Here is a 19,841-nt window from a genome sequence, read left to right as displayed (position 1 = left end):
CCGATAATAGCCCCTTAATTTCAAGGGGCATAAAAAATTACTTTTTAGCTAATGCTGAAATTCTGCTTGATAGTGAGAATAAACGAATAAAGCCTTCTGCGTGCGATTGGTCATAAACATCGTCTTCACCGAAAGTAGCAAAATCTTCGCTGTATAAACTGTTAGGTGATTTTTTCTGAACCGCTGTTACTTGCCCTTTATAAAGTTTAAGTACCACTTCACCTGTTGCTAACGTAGAAAGCGCTTCTGCACCGGCTAAAATAGAATCTTTAAGCGGCGTAAACCAACGACCGTCGTAAACTAAATGCGAAAATTCACCACCGAGTACCTCTTTCCATTTACGGCTTGACTTATCAAGAACGAGCTCATCAATTGCTTGAAGCGCAGCTATGATCACTGTACCGCCTGGTGTTTCGTAACAACCGCGTGATTTCATGCCCACTAAACGGTTTTCTACAATATCAACACGACCAACACCATGCGGGGCAGCTATGTCGTTTAGTTTAACTAAACAGTCGTAAGGCTTTAATTGTTCGCCGTTTACAGCAACCACTTCACCTTCTACAACTGATAAAGTGACATGCTCAGCTTTATCGGGCGCTTGCTCTGGTGAATTAGTCCATGTCCATACTTGCTCACTTGGCTCACACCAAGGGTCTTCAAGCTCGCCGCCTTCGTGGGAGATATGCCATGCGTTAGCATCACGACTGTAAATTTTAGTTGCTGATGCAGAACACGGAATATCACGCTCGGCTAGGTAATCAAGCAATGATTCACGACTTGATAAATCCCACTCACGCCATGGCGCAATCACTTTTAAATCAGGAGCCAGTGCTGCAAAACATGACTCAAAACGTACTTGGTCGTTACCTTTACCCGTACAGCCATGAGAAAGTGCATCTGCACCCACTTTACGGGCAATTTCAACTTGGGCTTTAGCGATGATTGGACGTGCCATAGAAGTACCTAGCAAGTAGGTTCCTTCGTATATAGAGCCTGTTTTAAGTGTTGGGTAAATGTAATCACTTACCATTTCATCTTTCAAATCAACCACGTAACATTCAGATGCACCCGATGCAATGGCTTTCGCTTCTACGCCTTCAAGTTCTTCTGCGCCTTGGCCAACATCGGCCACAAAGGCAATAACTTCACAGCCGTAGTTTTCTTTTAACCATGGCACGATAGCCGATGTATCAAGACCACCTGAATAGGCTAAAACGACTTTTTTAATTGAACTCATAGGTGTTCCTTAACAAAATTTGGATTTAATAATGTAACAAGCAGAGCATTTTGCGCATGCATACGATTTTCTGCTTGTTGAATAATTTTTGATGCGGGGCCATCCATTACCTCAGAGGTAATTTCAAACTCACGGTGTGCCGGTTGGCAATGTAATACCGTGGTAGCCCCAGTTTTTTTAAGTAATGCCTGATTTAATTGATAAGGCATGTATTTTTCTTTCACTTGCTCAAGCGGTGTGGTGTCTCCCATAGAAACCCAGGTATCAGCGTAAACTGCGTTAGCACCTACCGCAGCCTCAACTCTGTCACTTACCATCACAGACGCCCCATTCATTGCGGCAATTTGCTCCGCTTTTTTAAGAATTTGCGAATCGGGCGAACTGCCTTTTGGCGTCACAGCAACAAAATCAGTACCTAAAGTTGCTGCAAGTAGCATCAGTGAATGCGTTACGTTATTACCTTCACCTAAATAAGCCAACTTTAGCTGACTAACATCACCGTGCACTTCTTGAAGCGTTAAAAAATCAGCTAAGGCTTGGCATGGGTGATATAAATCACACAAACTATTAACCACCGGAACAGACGAATACTCACCTAAGGTAGTTAACGTACTGTGCTGGTTAACCCGGGCAACGATACCATCAGCCCAAGTTGAAATATTCAAGGCAAAATCTTTTATTGATTCACGAGCTCCCATCGCGCCGTTTTGTTGATCAAGATAAACCGCATGACCGCCTAAACGGTTTATACCAATATCAAACGATAAACGCGTACGTAAACTTTGCTTTTCGAAAAGAGTAACCACTGACTTACCAGCTAACACTTGGCTGTACTTTGCAGGGCTTTCTTTAATATCTTGCGCTAATTTTAATAAATTAAGGGCGCCTTGTTGGTCTAATTCTAGACCCGTTATAAAATCTTTAAACATATTCAACCTATGGTGTCACTTTAGTTCCGACGTGCTCGCCTTGCAGCAAAGCCGTTAAATTTTCTGGCTTTTGCCAGCTGGAAATGTACACACCGCGTCGTAAATGTTGGGCAGCGTGAAGGCTGGTCTTAACTTTGACCTCCATCCCGCCCACAATTACTCCCTCTGCAATTAAAGTATCAATGTGTTTTGTGTCAAGTTGATGTAGTGGATGCTTATTCGCATCAAGCACCGCTTCTACATCTGTCATAAAAATAAGTTCGGCGTTTAAATTACTCGCAATCGCTGCTGCTGCTTCGTCAGCATTGACGTTGTACCAAAGCCCTTGCTCATCAAAACCGATGGAGCTGACTATAGGTAAACGCCCGCCACTGAGTAATTCATTAATAATAGAATCATCATTACTATGGCATTGACCTACTTGCCCTAGCGCTTTTAATTTTTGTGATGCTGTTATTCCAGCTTCATATAAACTCAAGCCAACGGGTTTGTGCCCAGCAGTCATTGCTTGCGCCATTAATTGTTTGTTTGCTGCTCCCGCTAATGCTCCTACAATATAAGGCATCTGTTCTTTAGGGCTGATACGCAAACCTTGGTGTTTAGCACTGGCAAAACCGGCTTCTGCTAGCCAATGGTCAACTAATGAGCCACCGCCATGAACAATGACAAATTGTGCATCATGTTGTTCATTAAGAACCTCAAAAAGCGCTTTAGCGGCATTTTCAGTATTGAGTACTGCGCCACCGAGTTTAATAACCCACGTTTTACTACTCATTTAAACGCTCCTACTAAACCTGTAGTGTGAGGCAAACCCATTGACAAATTAATACATTGCAGAGTCTGACCAGCCGCCCCTTTTAGTAAATTGTCAATCGCTGCCATTACTATTAATTGTGAGTCTTGCTGCTGCCATGCAATATCAACATAGGGTTGTTTTGCTACCCCTTTAATTGAGGGGATTTTGCCACCAAGCAATCGAATTAACGGCTCATCTGCTAATACTTGATACGCTTTAGTTACTTGCTCACTGGTCACACCCGGTTTTAGCTGTACATAAATGGTTTCTAAAATACCGCGCGGGAAATTACCTAAATGAGGAGTAAATAACACGTTATGGCCAAGATACTGCTGTATCTCAGGCCCATGACGATGGTTAAACAAACCATAAGCAGCTAGCGATACTTCGCAAAAATGCGTGCCAATACTTGCTTTACGACCAGCCCCAGTTACTCCCGATACAGCATTAATAATAATCCGCTCATCACTAAGTAACCCAGCTTGCTGAAGAGGTTTTAATGCATTTAATGCGGCAGTTGGGTAGCAGCCAGCTACAGCAACTAACTGCGCCTTTGCAATGGCCTCACTATTCCACTCTGCAAGGCCATATGCAGCTTCATTAAGAAGTTCTGGATGTTGGTGTTCAAAACCATAATAAGTGACGTAATCTTCATTACTTTCAAGACGGTAACCACCCGAAAGGTCAAATACCTTTTTGCCCATCGCTAAAAACTGAGGGGCTAAATCAACACTTACTTTATGGTCAGTGCATAAACACACATAGTCTGCTGAATGAGCTATATCACTCAATGCACTCTCATTAAGTGGTTGCAAAGGTAAGTCAAGTAACCCTAAGTGCTCAGGGTATAATTCACTGAGCAATTTATGTTTATCTAAGCTTTGCGCTGATACATAACATGCTGATAATGTTAATGCTGGATGTTTGGCAACTAAGCTAGCCAATTCTGCGCCGCTGTAACCGCTGGCACCTATAATTACTACGTTCATTATTTACTCTTTATATAAAATTAGTGACTACATTCCATGTTATTTACTTACACTAGGTTGCAACCTAGCTAAACTGATTAAATTAATGAGTGATAACTATCGTCGTATTATTTTCATGGCGTAACTTTAATATATTTATGCTTAAAAAGTGAATTGATATTCATCATAAATACTTTTATATTGTTATGCAATTAAATTGAATACTTATTTTGGATTTTTTTATGTCTCTGCCGTCATTTATTTCGATGTATCAGCAATTGATTGCTACCCCCTCTATTAGCGCTATTGAAGAGCATTTGTGTATGAGCAATAAAAGCGTGATTGAACTACTCGCTCAGTGGTGTGAAAGCTTAGGTTTTACCTGTGAAATAATAGAGTTAGAAGGTGGTAAAGGCCGCTACAACTTATTAGCAAAACGCGGACAAGGCGATGGCGGATTAATGCTTGCGGGGCACACAGATACGGTGCCATTTGATGATAGCCGCTGGAATCAAAACCCATTTAAATTAACTGAACTTGATAACAAATTATATGGTTTAGGCAGTATTGATATGAAAGGCTTTTTTGCTTTTGTACTGCAAGCTATTAGTGAACTTGATGAAAAGCAACAAACTCAACCTATTTTAATATTAGCGACCGCCGATGAAGAAACCACTATGGCTGGCGCACAGCAAATTTGTAAGCACCCAAATTTAAAGCCAAATCGCTGTATTATTGGTGAACCCACTGATATGACACCAGTATTTACTCATAAAGGCCATATGACTACAGCAATCAGAGTCGTTGGTCGCTCAGGACATAGCTCTGATCCCGAACGGGGTCTTAATGCCATCGAAGTAATGCATAAAGTGATTACAAAATTACTGATCTTAAAAGAACAACTTAAGAATAAATATTCAATAAACCACTTTGAAATTCCTTATCCAACACTCAACTTAGGCAATATTCATGGGGGTGACAATGCCAACCGAATTTGTGGCTGCTGTGAAATGCACATTGATATGCGCCCTCTTCCAGGTTTAAGCGTGCAAGAGCTTCAAGCTCTGGTACTTGATGCAACCTACGATATAAACCAGCAATACCCTAACTCTGTGAGCGTAATTGATTTGCATGAGCCAATTCCAGCATTTACGGGAAGCACAGATAGCGCGTTAGTCAAATTAGCCGAAAATATAGCAGGGCAAAAAGCAGTGGCTGTTAACTACTGTACCGAAGCGCCATTTATACAGCAACTCGGTTGTGAAACCATCGTAATGGGACCAGGCTCTATTAACCAAGCGCATCAGCCCGACGAGTTTTTAGCAATGGAAAAAATCAAACCTTCTCAACAAATTATCAGCAACCTTATAAAGGCGAGTTGCTTTTAATCAGTAACAAAAAAGACGCTTAATCGCGTCTTTTTTGTCATTGTATTTGTAGTTGTAATTACATATATTTTCGTAAATACTTTTTAAACACCGGATCAGTTTGTGCCAGTTCTTTCTGCTCTTCTAATATCTCTTTTAATATAGCACCTGAGGTAAGCGGGTTCGCAAGTACCACTCTAAATACCACGGTTGGTTGGTTATCATATTGAACTGGCGTTAAACGCGTACGCGATACAAATGAGCGACCCGATTCACGTTGGCGTTTTTGCATGCTGGCAGTAAAACGATTAAGCGCGGCAAAAATGTCTAAACGGGTTTGTGCATCAGCTTGGGCTATCGCATGTTTAATTTGTTTTGGTACATAGCGATAGGTCAGTAAGCAAAGTTCTGGCTCTGATATTAACTCAAAATCTTCATCGGCTTTTATTAAATCAGCAAAATAACGCGCTTTTTTAATACTGCGATCGATAAGCATTTCATAGCCTTTACGACCAATAACACGTAAACAAGCATGCACTAACATCGCCATCCCAGGGCGACTTCCCTCAAGCGTATGGCTGCCTAAATCTTTAGAGCCTTTACGTAAAATATATTCAGCATGATGCTCGATGGCATCAGTTGCAGCAGGGTCTTTAAATAAGACTAAACCGGCCCCCATCGGCACATACATTTGCTTATGCGCATCAATGGTGATTGAATCTGCATGCTCAATACCTTTTAATAAATGCCTATGGGTATTAGACAGTAAAGTAGCTCCACCCCACGCTGCATCAACATGAAAATGACAATTAATCTCTTGTGCTAAATTAGCCATATCTTCAAGTGGGTCAATATTACCGGTTTCAGTGGTTCCTGCGACTCCAATAATTGCCATCACTTTAATGCCTTGTGCTTCAAGCTCTAACGCTTTTTCTCGCATTGCACTAACATCGACTTTATTATCGGCAGAAGTTTTAATACCAATTAAATTTTCACGACCAATACCTAATAAATCAACCGATTTACCAAGCGAATAATGACCTCGTTCAGAAATTAAAACTGCCAGCCCTTTGTAACCATAGTGAAGCATTCCTGCAACTAAACCTTGTGCAGCAATACCTTTAAAATTGCCATCCGCTTTTAATAAACGGTTTCGAGCTATCCAAAGTGCAGTAATATTTGCCACGGTGCCGCCAGAGCAAAATGCACCTAACGAGGTTTTTGCACTGTGCATCCATTTAGAATAAAAACCATCACTTTGGCCATAAGCTAAATGATGCATCATCCCTAAAACTTGACGTTCTAATGGGGTAAACGCTTTCGAGGTTTCAATTTTTACTAGGTTTTGATTTAACCCAACCATTAATTTCGATAACGGTAGTAAAAAATGAGGCAGAGCCGATGTCATATGGCCAATAAAGCTTGGCGCTGCGGTATGAACAGAATGAGCAACCAGCTGCTCCATAATATCTTGAGCATAGCAAGACACAAACGTCGGTTCTTCAGGGATTGCCGCCGATTGAAAATCTTTTTCTATTTCATGTAATGGTTTTTCAATTGCCGCGATATTTTCGTTTAAGAAACCTGCTAAATTACTCGAAATTTCAAGCTCTATTTTGCTCAAAGTTGAGTCTGGCGCCTCTGGAACGGTGAATATCCGTTTAAGGCTTTCTTTAGAGGCGACGGCACAACGCTTTTGATCCATCTTCATACCTAGTGTGTGACTAAAACACCTGTTAGTTTGTAAAACACGCTAATATAAGGTGTTTTTTAAGCAACGGCATTTCTAAAAAATTGCGCTAACTTTACTGCAATATGACAAAAATGTCTCGTTTTAAGCCATAAAAGACAATACTAAATAGATAACATTTCACTATTTTCTAAATTTAGTACAAAGGGTAATTAAAATATTGGGCATTTATAATTTTTAAGTATAATAAAATCAACAAAAATAAGGATAATACATGCTCAAAGGAAATCTAAAATTAACACGGTTGGCGCTTGGGACCGTCTTTTTTTTGGTCAGCTTAATCATTTATGGTTACTACACTTACTCTGCCATTCAAAGTGATGTAATGCGCAGCATTGACAATCGCTTAATAAATGCCGCCACCAGCGTAAAGTATATTTTAGGTAGTGATTACCACGACAAAACATCGCAAGAAATTAGCTTTGCAAGCTATCAAAATAAGGCCGAACAGCTTTCTGCTTTAGCCAATGATTTAAATATAGATTATTTATATTCAATGATATTAATTGATGAAAATATTTATTTTACTGCCTCCAGTTACACCCAAGATGATCAAAATAACGGTAAAGTCACCCAGTATTTAGATCTTTACCCTGAAGCGACGCCAATTAATATGGCGGCATTTTTATCAACGGCCCCTATTTTTGAAGTGTCAACGGCGCATCGTGGTCATTCTAAAACGGTGTATATTCCTCATATTGCAAAAAATGGCAGAACCTATTTAACAGCAGCTGATATTAGCGTCGATAAAATCAATACGGCTTTAATAACACGTTTGAATCAAGCCCTGCTTCATTTTAGTTGCGTACTGTTCATATTGTTATTGGTTTATACTCTTTATTGTTTTGGGGTACGCCGCTCACTAATGAGGGATCATGCTACGGGGTTTGAAAATCATATTGCCTTGGAAAAGCAGCTAAAAAAAAGTAATGAGCATCATCTACAAATCGCGATTATTTTGGTTAACGAAATTGATAGTATCAGTCGTTTTTTTGGCACAAAAACAGCCGATGAAGTGATGAAAAAACTACTCAGTCACTTTAAGCAGCAAAACCGTCTGCAATCACGTATTTATCGTATTGCGACCAACAAGCTGGCCATTTTAACCAGTAAAGAAACACCTTTTGATGAGCTTTACAGCATTATTCAATCCCATAATAAAAATACACCTTTTATTACAGACCCATTTATTTATATTACGCTCAACGCTGGAGTCGCAAGAGGGAATAAGTTATTACTGCTTAAGAATGCCCACATTGCTTTGCTGCAATCAAGGCAAGGTGTTCAACCCATAGTTAACTACTCAGAAGCGATTAACGACGCTAAATCTCTGTATTTATACAATGTAGAAATAGCAAAAGAAATTCGTGAAGCGTTTGATGCCCATCGCGTTGTTCCTTATTTTCAACCTGTTATAGATACCAATACCAATGCCATTATTAGATATGACTGCTCACCAAGAATAGTGACCTCACATGGGGAGATTTTAACCCCTGATACCTTTTCTAATGCAGTAAATAGGCTGCGTATGGATGGGATGTTAACACGTACCTTATTTACTCAATGCATTTCGCGCTTTCGCAAATCAGCAATCAGCTGGGGGTTAACTGTGTGCGCTGAAAATATTGCAGATCCCACTATTTATGATCACATAGCGTATGAGCTTCATCGCTACCCCAACCCTGAAAACATTACTATTTCAATATTAGAGTCGCAGGTCATTACACACTACTATGAAATAAAATCATTTATTGCGATGGTGAAAAGTAAAGGGGCAAAAATCGTGATGCATTGTTGGGGTAATGAATTTATTAATACGCTCAATACGTTAAAGATTGAGGTAGATGGTATTAAACTCGATGGTGCGATCACCAAGCAACTGGTAAATGATGAAAATACGTCACTATTTATCGCCTATATTGCTGATATAGCCCAGCAGCTTGAACTTGAATTGGTTGTTGAAGCGGTAGAAAACAACACGATTGCCGAGCTACTCAATAAACTAAATGTGACGCTGATGCAAGGTAGTTACCTTGGTAAACCAACGCCACATGTGACTCACTTTAAGCAACAATTGGCTATTTAAGATTTATAACAAGCCGGTGGCTTTGCTGGCCACTGGCCCAGTACTTACGTTCAAAAGGGGTAATTGCTTCGTCTGACTCAAACAATTCGGTTTCACATGGATGCCCAGCTAATTCAAGCGCTCTGGCAAACTCTTTAACATAAATATCCCAATTACTGCGCACCTCAAGTAAACCACCTAACTTTACAATAAACGGGAATATAGCCGCCCCATGCCAGCGCCTTTGTATGTGTTTAGACTTAGGCCAAGGGTTAGGGTAAAGCAAATAGTGATGCGTAGGCTGCCAATTAGCAGCCACCGCTAAACGCCAAAAGTCATTTAAGTCAGCTTGCACTAAAATGTATTGACCACTTTCACTTTGTTTATATTCAACATCATGCTTATCAAGTCGATGAGATGACTTATCAATACCTATGACTAACGCTTCAGGATGACGTTTTGCTAAATTAGCGGTGCTCTCTCCGACCCCACAACAGGAGTCTAAAATAAGCGGCCCATTAAAGGCTTGTACTTTAGCATTAACTTCATCAAATGCGGTTTGCGTATGCGTTGCAATTGGCTTTTTAAACTCAGCCTGTAAGTGTTTATTAACTATTTCATCAAGCTTTTCATGAAGTCCCGCTTGATTAGATACAATACTACGTGAATTTGCATCGCTCATTAGTGTCTTAGCCCCACACCTTTTTTAATTAGCGTCAGTGCTAAAGTAAATAGGACGCTGATAAACACCAACAACACACCCATTGCGACCGATAAATCTACATCCGAAACACCTAAAAACCCATATCTAAATGCGTTAACCATATAAATAATTGGGTTTATTTGCGACACCATTTGCCAAAAATCAGGCAGTAAAGTGATTGAATAAAACACCCCGCCTAAATAGGTCAACGGCGTTAAAATAAAGGTCGGAATAATACTTATGTCATCAAAGCTGTTTGCATAAATAGCGTTAATTAATCCACCCAAGGCAAACACCGCCGAGGTGAGAATAACAGTGGCTATAATCACAAAAATATTATGTATTTGTATATCTACAAAAAATAAAGAAACGCACGTTACGATAAAACCAACCATAATGCCACGGGTCATACCTCCGCCCATATAACCCAGTACAATGATGTAATTAGGCACAGGTGCAACTAATAACTCTTCAATACTTTTTTGAAACTTAGTTGAGTAAAAGCTAGAGGCAACATTTGAATAAGAGTTAGTTATAACTGACATCATAATAAGGCCAGGGACAATAAACTCCATATAGCTAAAACCGCCCATGTCACCAATACGCGAGCCAATTAGGTTACCAAAAATAACAAAATATAAACTCATCGTGATCGCTGGCGGTACTAAGGTTTGCACCCAAATACGCAAAAAGCGAATGCACTCTTTAATCCAAATACTTTTTAAGGCTACGCCATATTTAAACATTTATTCGCCCCGCCCTTGCTCTAATAAACCTACAAATAATTCTTCTAATCGATTCGCTTTGTTTCGCATGCTCAGCACGGTATTACCTTGTTCAGTCAATGCTGTAAACACCGCGTTTAATCCTTGAGATTTAGCCACTTCAACTTCAATGGTGTGGTCATCCCCCATAGTAAATTTGTATCCATCTAGCGTTACGGGTTTAGACGGTTGTTTTAAATCCAATACAAAGGTTTCTTTGTCTAATTTAGCAAGCAGGGCTTTAATCGTGGTGTTTTCAACAATTCGCCCGGTATCAATAATGGCGATGTTTTTACAAAGCAGTTCAGCTTCTTCAAGGTAGTGGGTTGTTAAAATAATAGTCACACCTTGTTCGTTAATTTGCCTTAAAAAGTCCCACATTGAACGGCGAAGCTCTATATCAACCCCCGCTGTTGGCTCATCTAAAATAAGTAATTTGGGCTCATGCATTAAGGCACGTGCAATCATTAAACGGCGTTTCATACCACCAGATAAGGTACGCGCTTGCTTATCTTTTTTCTCGATTAATCCAAGCTGCGCTAAGTATTTATCTGCACGTTTATGTGCTTCGCCGCGCGGTACACCGTAGTAACCTGCTTGATTAACGAGTATTTGGCTCAGCGTTTCAAACTGACTAAAGTTAAACTCTTGTGGTACTAGGCCTAAATTCGCTTTAGCCGCCTCAAGGTCGGTATCAATATCGTGACCAAATACTTCAACTTTGCCTTTGGTCTTATTAACCAGTGAAGAAATTACCCCAATAGTGGTTGATTTACCCGCCCCATTCGGGCCAAGTAATGCAAAAAAGTCACCTTCGTGAACTTGTAAATCAACCCCTTTTACTGCCTCTACCCCATTTTTGTAAACCTTGGTAAGGCCTTCAATATTTAAAGCAATATTTTGCTTATTCATTTCTTACCCTCACCATAACCCCAACGCTTCGTGAGATTATGTTCAATATTTAAATGATCTAAAATTCGCGCCACCATAAAGTCAACCAAGTCTTCTATGCTTTGCGGTTGATGATAAAACCCAGGTGCTGCAGGCATAATTGTTACACCTAAACGCGATAATTTAAGCATGTTTTCTAAATGAATTTCGCTAAATGGCGTTTCGCGTGGCACTAAAATAAGCTGGCCTCGCTCCTTTATCACCACATCGGCGGCGCGCTCTAATAAATTATCTGATGCGCCGACTGCAATGGCAGACACAGAGCCTGCGCTACATGGACATACTACCATTTTTTTCGGCGCTGCAGAGCCCGAAGCTACCGGACTAAACCAATTATCTTTACCAAATACCTTTAACTGCCCAGGTTTTGCGTTATATAACAGACTTAATTGCTCTGTGGCCTTGTCTTCATTTGCTGATAGTTTAACATTTGATTCGGTATCAAAGACTACCCGCGCGGCACTTGAAATAAGCACATACACTTGAAACTGCTGCTCAAGCAACACTTCTAGCAACCTCAATCCATATGGAGCGCCTGATGCACCACTAAATGCTAAGGTGATTTTATCTTTAAATTGCACATTATTCTCCGCTGTATTTATTGGCCAAGCCATCAACAAGTTGTTGATGAAGGCCATTAAAACCACCATTACTCATAATTAAAACATGTTGATTTGGCTCAATACTTTCAAGCACTGTTTCGATAATGGCGATTGTAGAATCAAAACACTGCATACCGGCTTTTTCTGCTTGCTCCTTGAGCGACCAGCTTAAGTTTTCTGGTTCAAACAGTAGCACCTCATCCGCATCGCGTAATGAGTCTAACAATGTAAATTGATGAACTCCCATTTTCATGGTGTTAGAACGCGGCTCTAAAATCGCAATAATTTTGTCATTGCCCACTTTGGCGCGCAGCCCCGCAAGCGTTGTTTGTATCGCGGTAGGATGATGGGCAAAATCATCATACACTTTAATGTTATTTATATCCGCTTTAAGCTCCATCCGCCTTTTTGGGCTGATAAATTCGCCTAAAGCCGCAATACTGTGCTCAATAGCTATTCCTACATGGCGCGCTGCTGCAATGGCCATCATGGCATTTTTAACGTTATGCTCACCAATTGCCTGCCAGTTAACTACACCTTGCAGTTGCGTGTTTAATAACACATTAAATTGAGAACCATCCGCTTTAAGTAGCTGATAATCCCAATCATCGCCTAATGTTTCGCTCTCGCTCCACAGCCCTTTTGCTATAACATCGCTCAGAGCCTCATCATCTTTTGGCCACAATACTTTCCCGCTTTGCGGTAGTGTACGTATCAAATGGTGAAATTGTTTTTTAATCGCATTTAAATCTTCAAAAATATCAGCATGATCAAATTCAAGATTGTTTAAAATGAGTGTTCGCGGTAAATAATGAACAAACTTACTACGTTTATCGAAAAAGGCGGTGTCGTATTCATCGGCTTCTATTACAAAAAAAGGCGTTTGCCCAACCCGAGCCGAAAGACCAAAATTTTGCACGATCCCGCCAATTAAAAAGCCTGGTTTTAAACCTGCATATTCTAATATCCATGCCAGCATACTGGCAGTCGTTGTTTTACCATGGGTTCCTGCCACCGCCAGCACCCATGATTTTTGTAGTAAATTATGCTTAAGCCACTCTGGGCCTGAGGTATAAGGCAAGCCTTTATCTAATACATATTCAACACACGGATTCCCTCGGCTCATAGCATTACCTATGACGACTATGTCGGGTGCCGGTTCTAGTTGAGATACATCATAGCCTTGGGTTAGCTCGATTCCTAACTCTTCTAATTGGGTACTCATTGGTGGGTAAACGTTTTGATCAGACCCGGTAACGTGATGACCTAATGATTTAGCTATAGCGGCAATACCACCCATAAATGTGCCACAAATACCCAAAATATGTATATGCATTTACTATCCTTTCATCCTGCGCGGAATGTGCTCTAAGGCGAACTTTAATGGCGCTATAATGCCAAAATTTAGATCAAGTTACCATCAGGGTCTGTTGAGCTTTCTAGGTAAATTTGCAGCAGATGTTTGGTATTTCAACAAGACAGCGCCGATGCGATGTTTGGCGCAAATAAAAAAGCCTCCCAAGGTGGGAGGCTTTTTAAAGATTAATGGCTTATAGCATTAAAAAGAATATTAAGCCGATGCCTAATAACAAACGATAAATAACAAATGGCAGCATACCCATTCGTTCAATCACTTTTAAAAACATAAAAATACAGGCATAAGCTGATAAAAACGACAGCACTACACCCAACAATAAAGCAGTCCAATCAACAATATGATCGCCAAGCGCTAGCTCTGCTGTGTAATAAAGGCCCATCATTGAAATAATCGGAATAGCCAGCAAAAACGAAAAACGGGCTGCACTTTGCTTATTCATACCCAGCATTAAACCCGCGGTCATGGTAATACCTGAGCGAGAAGTCCCTGGGATCATCGCAACGGCTTGCGCAAAGCCAATGATGAGTGCGGTTTTCCAATTAAGCTGATAAATTGTTTTTATTTGCTTACCTTTAGCATCGGCGTACCACAACAACAAACCAAATACGATGGTTGTGGTTGCAATCACCCATGCACTGCGCAAATACAGTTCAACAAAATCTTTTAGCAATAGCCCTAAAATAGCGGCAGGCACAGTACCTAAAATTATCCACCAGCCTAGTTTGCTGTCATCTGTTGTACCTTGTGCACCAAACGATTTAAACCAAGCACCGAGTATATCGGCCACTTCTTTACGAAAATAAATAACAACAGCAATTAACGTTCCTACATGAACGGCAACATCAAATGCCAAGCCTTGATCTTCCCAGCCTAAAATTTGCGACGGTAAAATTAAGTGTGCAGAACTCGATATAGGTAAAAATTCAGTAAATCCCTGAATTAGGGCTAAAACAATTATTTCTATAATACTCATGGGTTAGAAAACTCCACCTTCCATAGTTTTTGTTGAGGGTTGTTATATGCATTCCATATTTGGGCAATCGTTTTTTTTGCTACAGGGTGATAAAAATCAGGAGCCACCTCTGCTAAAGGCTGTAATACAAAGGCATTTTTGGTAATTTCGTCACGTGGTAGTTGAGCTGGGCTCTCGCAAATGACATCATCGTAAAAGAGTAAATCGAGATCCAAGGTGCGCGGGCTAAATTTTTTATCATTTGCTTTGCGACCATTATCGCGCTCTATTTGTTTTAATAACGCACACACATCTTCAAGCACCATTTCGGTAGTGGCAGCGAGTACGGAGTTGTAAAAGTTATTACCGGCAAAACCCACCGCTTCACTTTCAAATACCGAAGAATGTTGTGTATTTTTAAAGTGTTTATTTAACGCCACTAAAGCACGCCTGATATGCTCTGCTTTATTAATATTCGACCCTAAGCTAATAAATATTTGCGCCATTTAAGCAAGAACCTTGTTACGCGTTATTTCTACACCGACGGTTTGCGCTTGTGCAACTGCAGCGGGCTTACTTACTTTTATTGTCACTTGTGGGGTATTAAATTCGGTTAAAATGATTTGCGCTAATTGCTCCACCAGTGTTTCTAAAAGCTCTACCGGTTTAGCCGTACTGTGTTCGATAACACGCTCACTTACCTTAGCGTAATCCAGTGCCAAGTTAATATCGTCGTTTTGCGCTGCGGGCTTGATGTCGCTTAACATTTCAATATCAAAGTACAGGCTTTGTTTACTTTTCTTTTCAAAATCATACACCCCGATAATCGTTTCGACATGCAATTGTGATATAAATACCTTGTCCATTGATACTCCAAATGACTGTAACAAGTCACTGAGTTAATTACATATTGTATCAATCAAATTAATACTGTATATACTTTAATCAGTGTTTAAATATACTAAAATTACTTCTACAATAGAATCGTTACAAAATTGCGAGTAATTTAAGAAGCCCGTAAATTTTGACGCCAATAATAGCTTAAAAGTAATGATTAAAAAATAAGGAAGCGCGTGTTAGTCATTTTAATGTTTGTTTTAGCCTATTTGCTCGGCTCGATTTCATCGGCCATTTTAGTGTCGCGGCTATTCAAACTCCCCGATCCACGCACGCATGGCTCCAATAATCCAGGTGCAACCAATGTTTACCGCTTAGGCGGGTCACTTCCTGCATGCTTAGTTTTAGTCTTCGATATTTTAAAGGGCACAATCCCTGTTTGGGGCGCTTATTTTTTAAAACTCGAGCCATTAGAGCTTGGTTTAATCGCCGTTGCTGCATGCCTAGGGCATATGTACCCATTATTCTTTAGTTTTAAGGGCGGTAAGGCGGTTGCAACTGCATTTGGCTCGTTACTACCGATAGGGCTTTCTTTAGGAGGGTTATTGATTGGTACTTGGTTGCTGATTGTCGCGATTACTCGTTACTCATCACTTGCCGCGTTAGTGGCCGTTACGCTAGCCCCTTTATACACATGGTGGATTAAACCGTTATACACCTTACCGGTGACCTTTATTACGCTACTGATCATTATTAGGCATCGCACTAATATTGTGCGTTTATTTAAAGGGGAAGAACCAAAAGTAGGGACTAAACAAGCCCCTACAGATGATAAGAAGTAATAACTAACCTGAATTCTGGTTAACTATATTGCTTCTAAGCTATCGATTGGCCAGCGCGGTTTAGTTTTCATATCAAGCGTAGCAAACTGCCCCGCTTTTAAACGCTGCATACCGGCATACGCTATCATTGCACCATTGTCAGTACAAAACTCAGTACGAGGGTAAAACACTTCGCCCTTCATACCTTGCATCACACGCTCTAATTGCAAACGTAATTGCGTATTAGCACTTACGCCACCGGCTATTACTAAGCGCTTAATACCGGTTTGTTTTAATGCGCGCTTACACTTAATTACTAAAGTATCAATAACGGCCGTTTGAAATGCATGAGCAATATCTGCTTTTGTTTGCTCATCACTGTCGTTTTCACGAATAGCAATTGAAGCGGCGGTTTTTAGGCCACTAAAGCTAAAATCTAAGCCAGGTTTGTCTGTCATTGGACGCGGAAAAACAAATCGCTTAGCAACACCTTGTTCAGCCATTTTAGCCAAACGAGGGCCGCCTGGATAATCAAGCCCAAGTAACTTGGCTGTTTTATCAAATGCTTCACCAGCAGCATCATCTACCGACTCACCCAATACTTCGTATTGACCAATACCAGCAACTTTTACCATCATGGTATGACCGCCAGAAACCAATAAGGCAATAAATGGGAACTCGGGGACGTTTTCCTCAAGCATTGGCGCTAATAAATGCCCTTCCATATGGTGCACTGCCACCGCTGGGATATCCCAGCCATATGCTAAAGAGCGACCAATTGAGGTACCTACTAACAAAGCCCCTACTAAACCTGGCCCTGCCGTATAAGCAATACCATCTAAATCTTCAGGACCACAACCCGCTTGCGCAAATGCCGCATCAATAAGCGGCAATGTTTTACGTACGTGATCGCGCGAGGCAAGTTCAGGTACTACACCACCATAGTCTGCATGTACTTTTACTTGGCTATATAATTGATGGGCTAGCAGCCCTTTTTCGTCATCATAAATAGCAATACCAGTTTCATCGCATGATGATTCAATGCCTAAAATTCGCATTGTTAATTCTCCTGCCACCTAACAAGGTGTTTAAAACAAATAACTTACAGTGCTAAACCAATGTTAGTTTGGCCATCAGCAAGGACATGCTTTTTCAATGCTTTCACATTTTCAGCAGTGATACGCCCCATTGCTTCTACAAAATCAATTAGTTCACCTAATACCTCTATTTCGTATTGCATCAGTGGGTGTTCACGCACCGCTTTGTTATCGGCAACATCACCTTCAACCGTCATTTGGTACTCAATAAAGCGAGCTACGGTGGCCTGTGATATTTTACTCACATTAACAAACTCTTGCTCATCTTGTGCTAAAAGGCCATGCATTAAACTCAGTAATGAGGTGGCAGCATCGATTGCAGGATAGGTACCAAACATATCAAAATCGGCAAGTTCAGGAACATTAGGTTCTATTTTTTCAACTTGCTTTTCTAAATCAATTTTACTTTTAGGAAGGAGTATTTTTTCCCAACATACATTTAAAGCATTGCGTAAAATAACCTCATCGCCAAAGCCGGTAGCCTCACTAAATAGCCCATAATTAGGCAACATACGCTCTATTAACGCACTGGCCAATACCGCTTTTTGTAAATAATTTAACTCTCTAATACGCTGAAAATTATTCGCTTTTGTCATTCTTTAAGGTCCCACATGACCAACAAAAATCAAATGTTGATCCATTATGCTCATTACAGTTAGGGCACACCCAATCTGGAGCGGATTGTTTTACTTGCTGATAGTTTACCAATATTTCACGTGCATGGCGCTCTTTTATCGCATAAACCTGCACACTTACTTGTGTTTGTTCAAATGGGATCTCGCCCATTGCGCCTTGCAGTATTTCACCTTTTATCTGGCACTCAATTCCCGCATTAAGAATCAGTCCTTTTATTATATTGGCCTCTAAACTATTTTCTGCATTATAAAGCGTCACCCAATCAAATGATGTTACATTTGATTGGCTATTATTAGTATTTTGCAATATCCACCTCATTTACTTTATGTGTACAATAAGCCCGCGTAACCTAAAGCAAATAATATGATTTAAGGACACATTATGACGCTAACTACCCCAGGTTTACTTTTTCCAGCCATCTCATTGTTATTACTTGCCTATACAAACCGATTTTTAGTACTTGCGCAACTAATACGAGAATTGAATGCCCGTGAAGGTGAGTCTATTCGTCCTGTTGTAGTGGCGCAAATAACTAATCTTAGAAAGCGAATAAAACTAATAAGGACCATGCAAGTATACGGAGTGGCCTCTTTCTTATTATGTACGTTATCTATGTTTGCATTATTTATAGAATTTAATACCACGGGCATTATTTTATTTGGTGTCAGTTTAAGCTGCTTGAGCTTATCTTTGCTTACTTCATTATTTGAAATTCATATTTCTTGTGATGCCATAGAAATTGAATTACAAAACATTGAAAATAAGCCTTTAAGTAACCGAGTTAGTAAAAACTTTATTGAGCCTAATCCTAAAAGCAAAAACAGCAATTAACCAAACGAGACTTTAGTAAAGTTGTTATAAAATTGCATAAATTTGGTCAATAATAAAACACTACAGTAATTTAACATTACCCAAAGGTATAACAACATTTTGCAACTATTCTCTTTAAATACGATTAAAAGAAAGTTAATCTTAATAAGTGGTTAAAAACCTTATTTCAACTGATCTGTAGGGATATAAAGTCAGTATTAAATCTGTAATTCCCCTAGCTTACCTATAAAAAAGGACTATATAGTGAGATTTGAACAATTAGAACAGTTTGTAGCACTTGGCCTGCTTCGTCATTTTAGGCAAGCTGCTGAACAAACCCAAATTAGTACATCTGCATTAACCCGTAGCATTCAAACTCTTGAAACGGAGCTTGGCTACGAACTAGTCACCCGCTCTACTCGCTCGGTTAAGTTAACTCAAGCAGGCGAACTTTTCCTCGACTTTGCTAAAAATACGCTCAATGAGCTAGAACAAATAAAGCATCGCGCTTTTCAATCAATTAATGGCACAGAAGAAAAAAAATTAGTGATTGGCTACACCACAACAACCAGCAGCATAGTACCAATCACATGCGGCGAATTTTTGAGTCAGTACCCGCATATTAAAATTGAAATGCAGCTGCAAAATAAAACTGAGCTTCATAGAAAACTGCTTCAAGGGGAAATTGACATTAGTGTATGCTCGCAAATAGTCAATAGCATTGGTAGCGATATACAATTACCTGATCAACTTATTTTATTTTGTTCAAAACAACACCCTTTAGCAAATAAAAGCGATATTAGTAAAAAAGAGCTCGAAAGCTATCCAATGTTCAGTTGTTTTTCGCAGTCAAAACAAGTGCAATCAATGCTTAATGAAGTAATAGACTCGTTAAATAAAGTTTCAACTATTAAAGTAGGTAGTATCGAGCAGGTAATGGCTGGGCTTGAAAAGTCAGATCATTTTGCTATTGCAGGTATTGAACACACCAGCTCTGTGGCAGAAAACCATAACTTAATCCAGCTTAAAACGAATAACGATATTAGCCATGAACAACTTGTGGTGCAAACAAGCCAGCAAATAGAGGCAGGTGAGCATGTTGACCACCTACTCTCGCTAATTAAGAAGGTTTCAAGAGCATAAAAAATGACTCCATGCGTTTTATAACAACTATA

General features: G+C 40.0%; 21 protein-coding genes. 5 read left to right on the top strand and 16 right to left on the bottom strand.

Annotation, left to right across the window (positions count from 1 at the left end; all coding sequences use genetic code 11):
- Positions 1-37 precede the first annotated feature (37 nt).
- From PISS_RS03980 to argC, 4 genes are read right to left on the bottom strand one after another with little or no spacing between them, the layout of a single operon-like run.
- A complete protein-coding gene (locus PISS_RS03980) occupies positions 38-1,240 on the bottom strand; it encodes an argininosuccinate synthase (RefSeq protein ID WP_024601866.1) in 1,203 nt (400 codons plus the stop codon).
- On the bottom strand, positions 1,237-2,169 hold the full coding sequence (locus PISS_RS03975) for an ornithine carbamoyltransferase (RefSeq protein WP_016900252.1): 933 nt from the start codon (positions 2,167-2,169) through the stop codon (positions 1,237-1,239). Before PISS_RS03975 ends, PISS_RS03980 begins: the two co-directional genes overlap by 4 nt.
- A gap of 7 nt (positions 2,170-2,176) precedes the next feature.
- Complete coding sequence (argB, locus tag PISS_RS03970) at positions 2,177-2,944, bottom strand: acetylglutamate kinase (RefSeq protein ID WP_016900251.1); 768 nt, start codon at positions 2,942-2,944, stop codon at positions 2,177-2,179.
- Positions 2,941-3,954, bottom strand: a complete 1,014-nt coding sequence (gene argC, locus PISS_RS03965) for an N-acetyl-gamma-glutamyl-phosphate reductase (RefSeq protein ID WP_058154279.1) — start codon at positions 3,952-3,954, stop codon at positions 2,941-2,943. The genes argB and argC overlap by 4 nt, the downstream gene beginning before the upstream one ends.
- Positions 3,955-4,175: 221 nt before the next feature.
- Here argC and argE point away from each other — a divergent pair, with 221 nt between their 5' ends.
- On the top strand, positions 4,176-5,321 hold the full coding sequence (gene argE / locus PISS_RS03960; RefSeq protein ID WP_058154278.1) for an acetylornithine deacetylase: 1,146 nt from the start codon (positions 4,176-4,178) through the stop codon (positions 5,319-5,321).
- Between the two features lie 58 nt (positions 5,322-5,379).
- Here the strand turns inward: argE and panP are convergent, their stop codons facing one another.
- On the bottom strand, positions 5,380-7,005 hold the full coding sequence (panP, locus tag PISS_RS03955) for a pyridoxal-dependent aspartate 1-decarboxylase PanP (protein WP_058154277.1): 1,626 nt from the start codon (positions 7,003-7,005) through the stop codon (positions 5,380-5,382).
- Between the two features lie 259 nt (positions 7,006-7,264).
- Between panP and PISS_RS03950 the strand changes: the two genes are divergently transcribed.
- A complete protein-coding gene (locus tag PISS_RS03950; RefSeq protein WP_058154276.1) occupies positions 7,265-9,136 on the top strand; it encodes a GGDEF domain-containing protein in 1,872 nt (623 codons plus the stop codon).
- Here the strand turns inward: PISS_RS03950 and trmB are convergent.
- From trmB to folB, 8 genes are all read right to left on the bottom strand, one after another.
- Positions 9,129-9,797 (bottom strand): tRNA (guanine(46)-N(7))-methyltransferase TrmB, encoded by a 669-nt coding sequence (gene trmB / locus PISS_RS03945; RefSeq protein WP_058154275.1) that lies wholly within the window; start codon positions 9,795-9,797, stop codon positions 9,129-9,131. The two genes, PISS_RS03950 and trmB, sit on opposite strands and share 8 nt — an antisense overlap.
- Positions 9,797-10,564, bottom strand: coding sequence for an ABC transporter permease (locus PISS_RS03940; protein ID WP_008466038.1), 768 nt, complete (start codon positions 10,562-10,564; stop codon positions 9,797-9,799). The genes trmB and PISS_RS03940 overlap by 1 nt, the downstream gene beginning before the upstream one ends.
- A complete protein-coding gene (locus PISS_RS03935) occupies positions 10,565-11,494 on the bottom strand; it encodes an ABC transporter ATP-binding protein (RefSeq protein WP_013464297.1) in 930 nt (309 codons plus the stop codon). It lies immediately after the preceding gene.
- Positions 11,491-12,114 carry a flavin prenyltransferase UbiX gene (locus PISS_RS03930; protein WP_024601858.1) on the bottom strand — a complete coding sequence of 208 codons (624 nt, stop codon included), beginning with the start codon at positions 12,112-12,114 and terminating at the stop codon, positions 11,491-11,493. Before PISS_RS03930 ends, PISS_RS03935 begins: the two co-directional genes overlap by 4 nt.
- A 1-nt stretch (position 12,115) precedes the next feature.
- On the bottom strand, positions 12,116-13,471 hold the full coding sequence (gene mpl, locus PISS_RS03925) for a UDP-N-acetylmuramate:L-alanyl-gamma-D-glutamyl-meso-diaminopimelate ligase (protein WP_058154274.1): 1,356 nt from the start codon (positions 13,469-13,471) through the stop codon (positions 12,116-12,118).
- Between the two features lie 214 nt (positions 13,472-13,685).
- Entirely contained in the window at positions 13,686-14,486 is an 801-nt protein-coding gene (locus tag PISS_RS03920; protein WP_024601856.1) for an undecaprenyl-diphosphate phosphatase, read from the bottom strand.
- A complete protein-coding gene (folK, locus tag PISS_RS03915) occupies positions 14,483-14,971 on the bottom strand; it encodes a 2-amino-4-hydroxy-6-hydroxymethyldihydropteridine diphosphokinase (RefSeq protein WP_024601855.1) in 489 nt (162 codons plus the stop codon). The genes PISS_RS03920 and folK overlap by 4 nt, the downstream gene beginning before the upstream one ends.
- Positions 14,972-15,331 carry a dihydroneopterin aldolase gene (gene folB / locus PISS_RS03910; protein WP_024601854.1) on the bottom strand — a complete coding sequence of 120 codons (360 nt, stop codon included), beginning with the start codon at positions 15,329-15,331 and terminating at the stop codon, positions 14,972-14,974.
- Positions 15,332-15,538: 207 nt separating this feature from the next.
- Here folB and plsY point away from each other — a divergent pair, with 207 nt between their 5' ends.
- Complete coding sequence (plsY, locus tag PISS_RS03905) at positions 15,539-16,144, top strand: glycerol-3-phosphate 1-O-acyltransferase PlsY (RefSeq protein ID WP_008466051.1); 606 nt, start codon at positions 15,539-15,541, stop codon at positions 16,142-16,144.
- A gap of 23 nt (positions 16,145-16,167) precedes the next feature.
- Here plsY and tsaD read toward each other — a convergent pair whose 3' ends face one another.
- The 3 genes from tsaD to PISS_RS03890 are packed head-to-tail and all read right to left on the bottom strand — an operon-like array spanning position 16,168 to position 18,162.
- Positions 16,168-17,181, bottom strand: a complete 1,014-nt coding sequence (gene tsaD / locus PISS_RS03900) for a tRNA (adenosine(37)-N6)-threonylcarbamoyltransferase complex transferase subunit TsaD (RefSeq protein WP_008466060.1) — start codon at positions 17,179-17,181, stop codon at positions 16,168-16,170.
- A gap of 44 nt (positions 17,182-17,225) precedes the next feature.
- On the bottom strand, positions 17,226-17,816 hold the full coding sequence (locus PISS_RS03895; RefSeq protein ID WP_008115608.1) for a YjaG family protein: 591 nt from the start codon (positions 17,814-17,816) through the stop codon (positions 17,226-17,228).
- Positions 17,800-18,162: a putative signal transducing protein gene (locus PISS_RS03890; protein ID WP_008466062.1), complete on the bottom strand. Its 363-nt coding sequence runs from the start codon at positions 18,160-18,162 to the stop codon at positions 17,800-17,802. Before PISS_RS03890 ends, PISS_RS03895 begins: the two co-directional genes overlap by 17 nt.
- A gap of 75 nt (positions 18,163-18,237) precedes the next feature.
- Between PISS_RS03890 and PISS_RS03885 the strand changes: the two genes are divergently transcribed.
- Together PISS_RS03885 and PISS_RS03880 are read left to right on the top strand one after the other, a co-directional pair.
- On the top strand, positions 18,238-18,687 hold the full coding sequence (locus PISS_RS03885; RefSeq protein ID WP_008466063.1) for a DUF2721 domain-containing protein: 450 nt from the start codon (positions 18,238-18,240) through the stop codon (positions 18,685-18,687).
- Between the two features lie 243 nt (positions 18,688-18,930).
- Positions 18,931-19,809, top strand: a complete 879-nt coding sequence (locus PISS_RS03880) for a LysR family transcriptional regulator (protein ID WP_008468191.1) — start codon at positions 18,931-18,933, stop codon at positions 19,807-19,809.
- Positions 19,810-19,841: the final 32 nt, after the last annotated feature.

The organism is Pseudoalteromonas issachenkonii (assembly GCF_002310795.1).
GTDB lineage: Bacteria > Pseudomonadota > Gammaproteobacteria > Enterobacterales > Alteromonadaceae > Pseudoalteromonas > Pseudoalteromonas tetraodonis.
Note: the sequence above shows the minus strand (reverse complement) of the source record. Positions and strands in the feature narration are given on the sequence as shown.

Bases quoted from the DNA above. Each gene is read 5' to 3' on its own strand.
- PISS_RS03980 (WP_024601866.1), bottom strand. From the start codon at position 1,240: ATGAGTTCAATTAAAAAAGTCGTTTTAGCCTATTCAGGTGGTCTTGAT.
- PISS_RS03975 (WP_016900252.1), bottom strand. From the start codon at position 2,169: ATGTTTAAAGATTTTATAACGGGTCTAGAATTAGACCAACAAGGCGCC.
- argB (WP_016900251.1), bottom strand. From the start codon at position 2,944: ATGAGTAGTAAAACGTGGGTTATTAAACTCGGTGGCGCAGTACTCAAT.
- argC (WP_058154279.1), bottom strand. From the start codon at position 3,954: ATGAACGTAGTAATTATAGGTGCCAGCGGTTACAGCGGCGCAGAATTG.
- argE (WP_058154278.1), top strand. From the start codon at position 4,176: ATGTCTCTGCCGTCATTTATTTCGATGTATCAGCAATTGATTGCTACC.
- panP (WP_058154277.1), bottom strand. From the start codon at position 7,005: ATGGATCAAAAGCGTTGTGCCGTCGCCTCTAAAGAAAGCCTTAAACGG.
- PISS_RS03950 (WP_058154276.1), top strand. From the start codon at position 7,265: ATGCTCAAAGGAAATCTAAAATTAACACGGTTGGCGCTTGGGACCGTC.
- trmB (WP_058154275.1), bottom strand. From the start codon at position 9,797: ATGAGCGATGCAAATTCACGTAGTATTGTATCTAATCAAGCGGGACTT.
- PISS_RS03940 (WP_008466038.1), bottom strand. From the start codon at position 10,564: ATGTTTAAATATGGCGTAGCCTTAAAAAGTATTTGGATTAAAGAGTGC.
- PISS_RS03935 (WP_013464297.1), bottom strand. From the start codon at position 11,494: ATGAATAAGCAAAATATTGCTTTAAATATTGAAGGCCTTACCAAGGTT.
- mpl (WP_058154274.1), bottom strand. From the start codon at position 13,471: ATGCATATACATATTTTGGGTATTTGTGGCACATTTATGGGTGGTATT.
- PISS_RS03920 (WP_024601856.1), bottom strand. From the start codon at position 14,486: ATGAGTATTATAGAAATAATTGTTTTAGCCCTAATTCAGGGATTTACT.
- folK (WP_024601855.1), bottom strand. From the start codon at position 14,971: ATGGCGCAAATATTTATTAGCTTAGGGTCGAATATTAATAAAGCAGAG.
- folB (WP_024601854.1), bottom strand. From the start codon at position 15,331: ATGGACAAGGTATTTATATCACAATTGCATGTCGAAACGATTATCGGG.
- tsaD (WP_008466060.1), bottom strand. From the start codon at position 17,181: ATGCGAATTTTAGGCATTGAATCATCATGCGATGAAACTGGTATTGCT.
- PISS_RS03895 (WP_008115608.1), bottom strand. From the start codon at position 17,816: ATGACAAAAGCGAATAATTTTCAGCGTATTAGAGAGTTAAATTATTTA.
- PISS_RS03885 (WP_008466063.1), top strand. From the start codon at position 18,238: ATGACGCTAACTACCCCAGGTTTACTTTTTCCAGCCATCTCATTGTTA.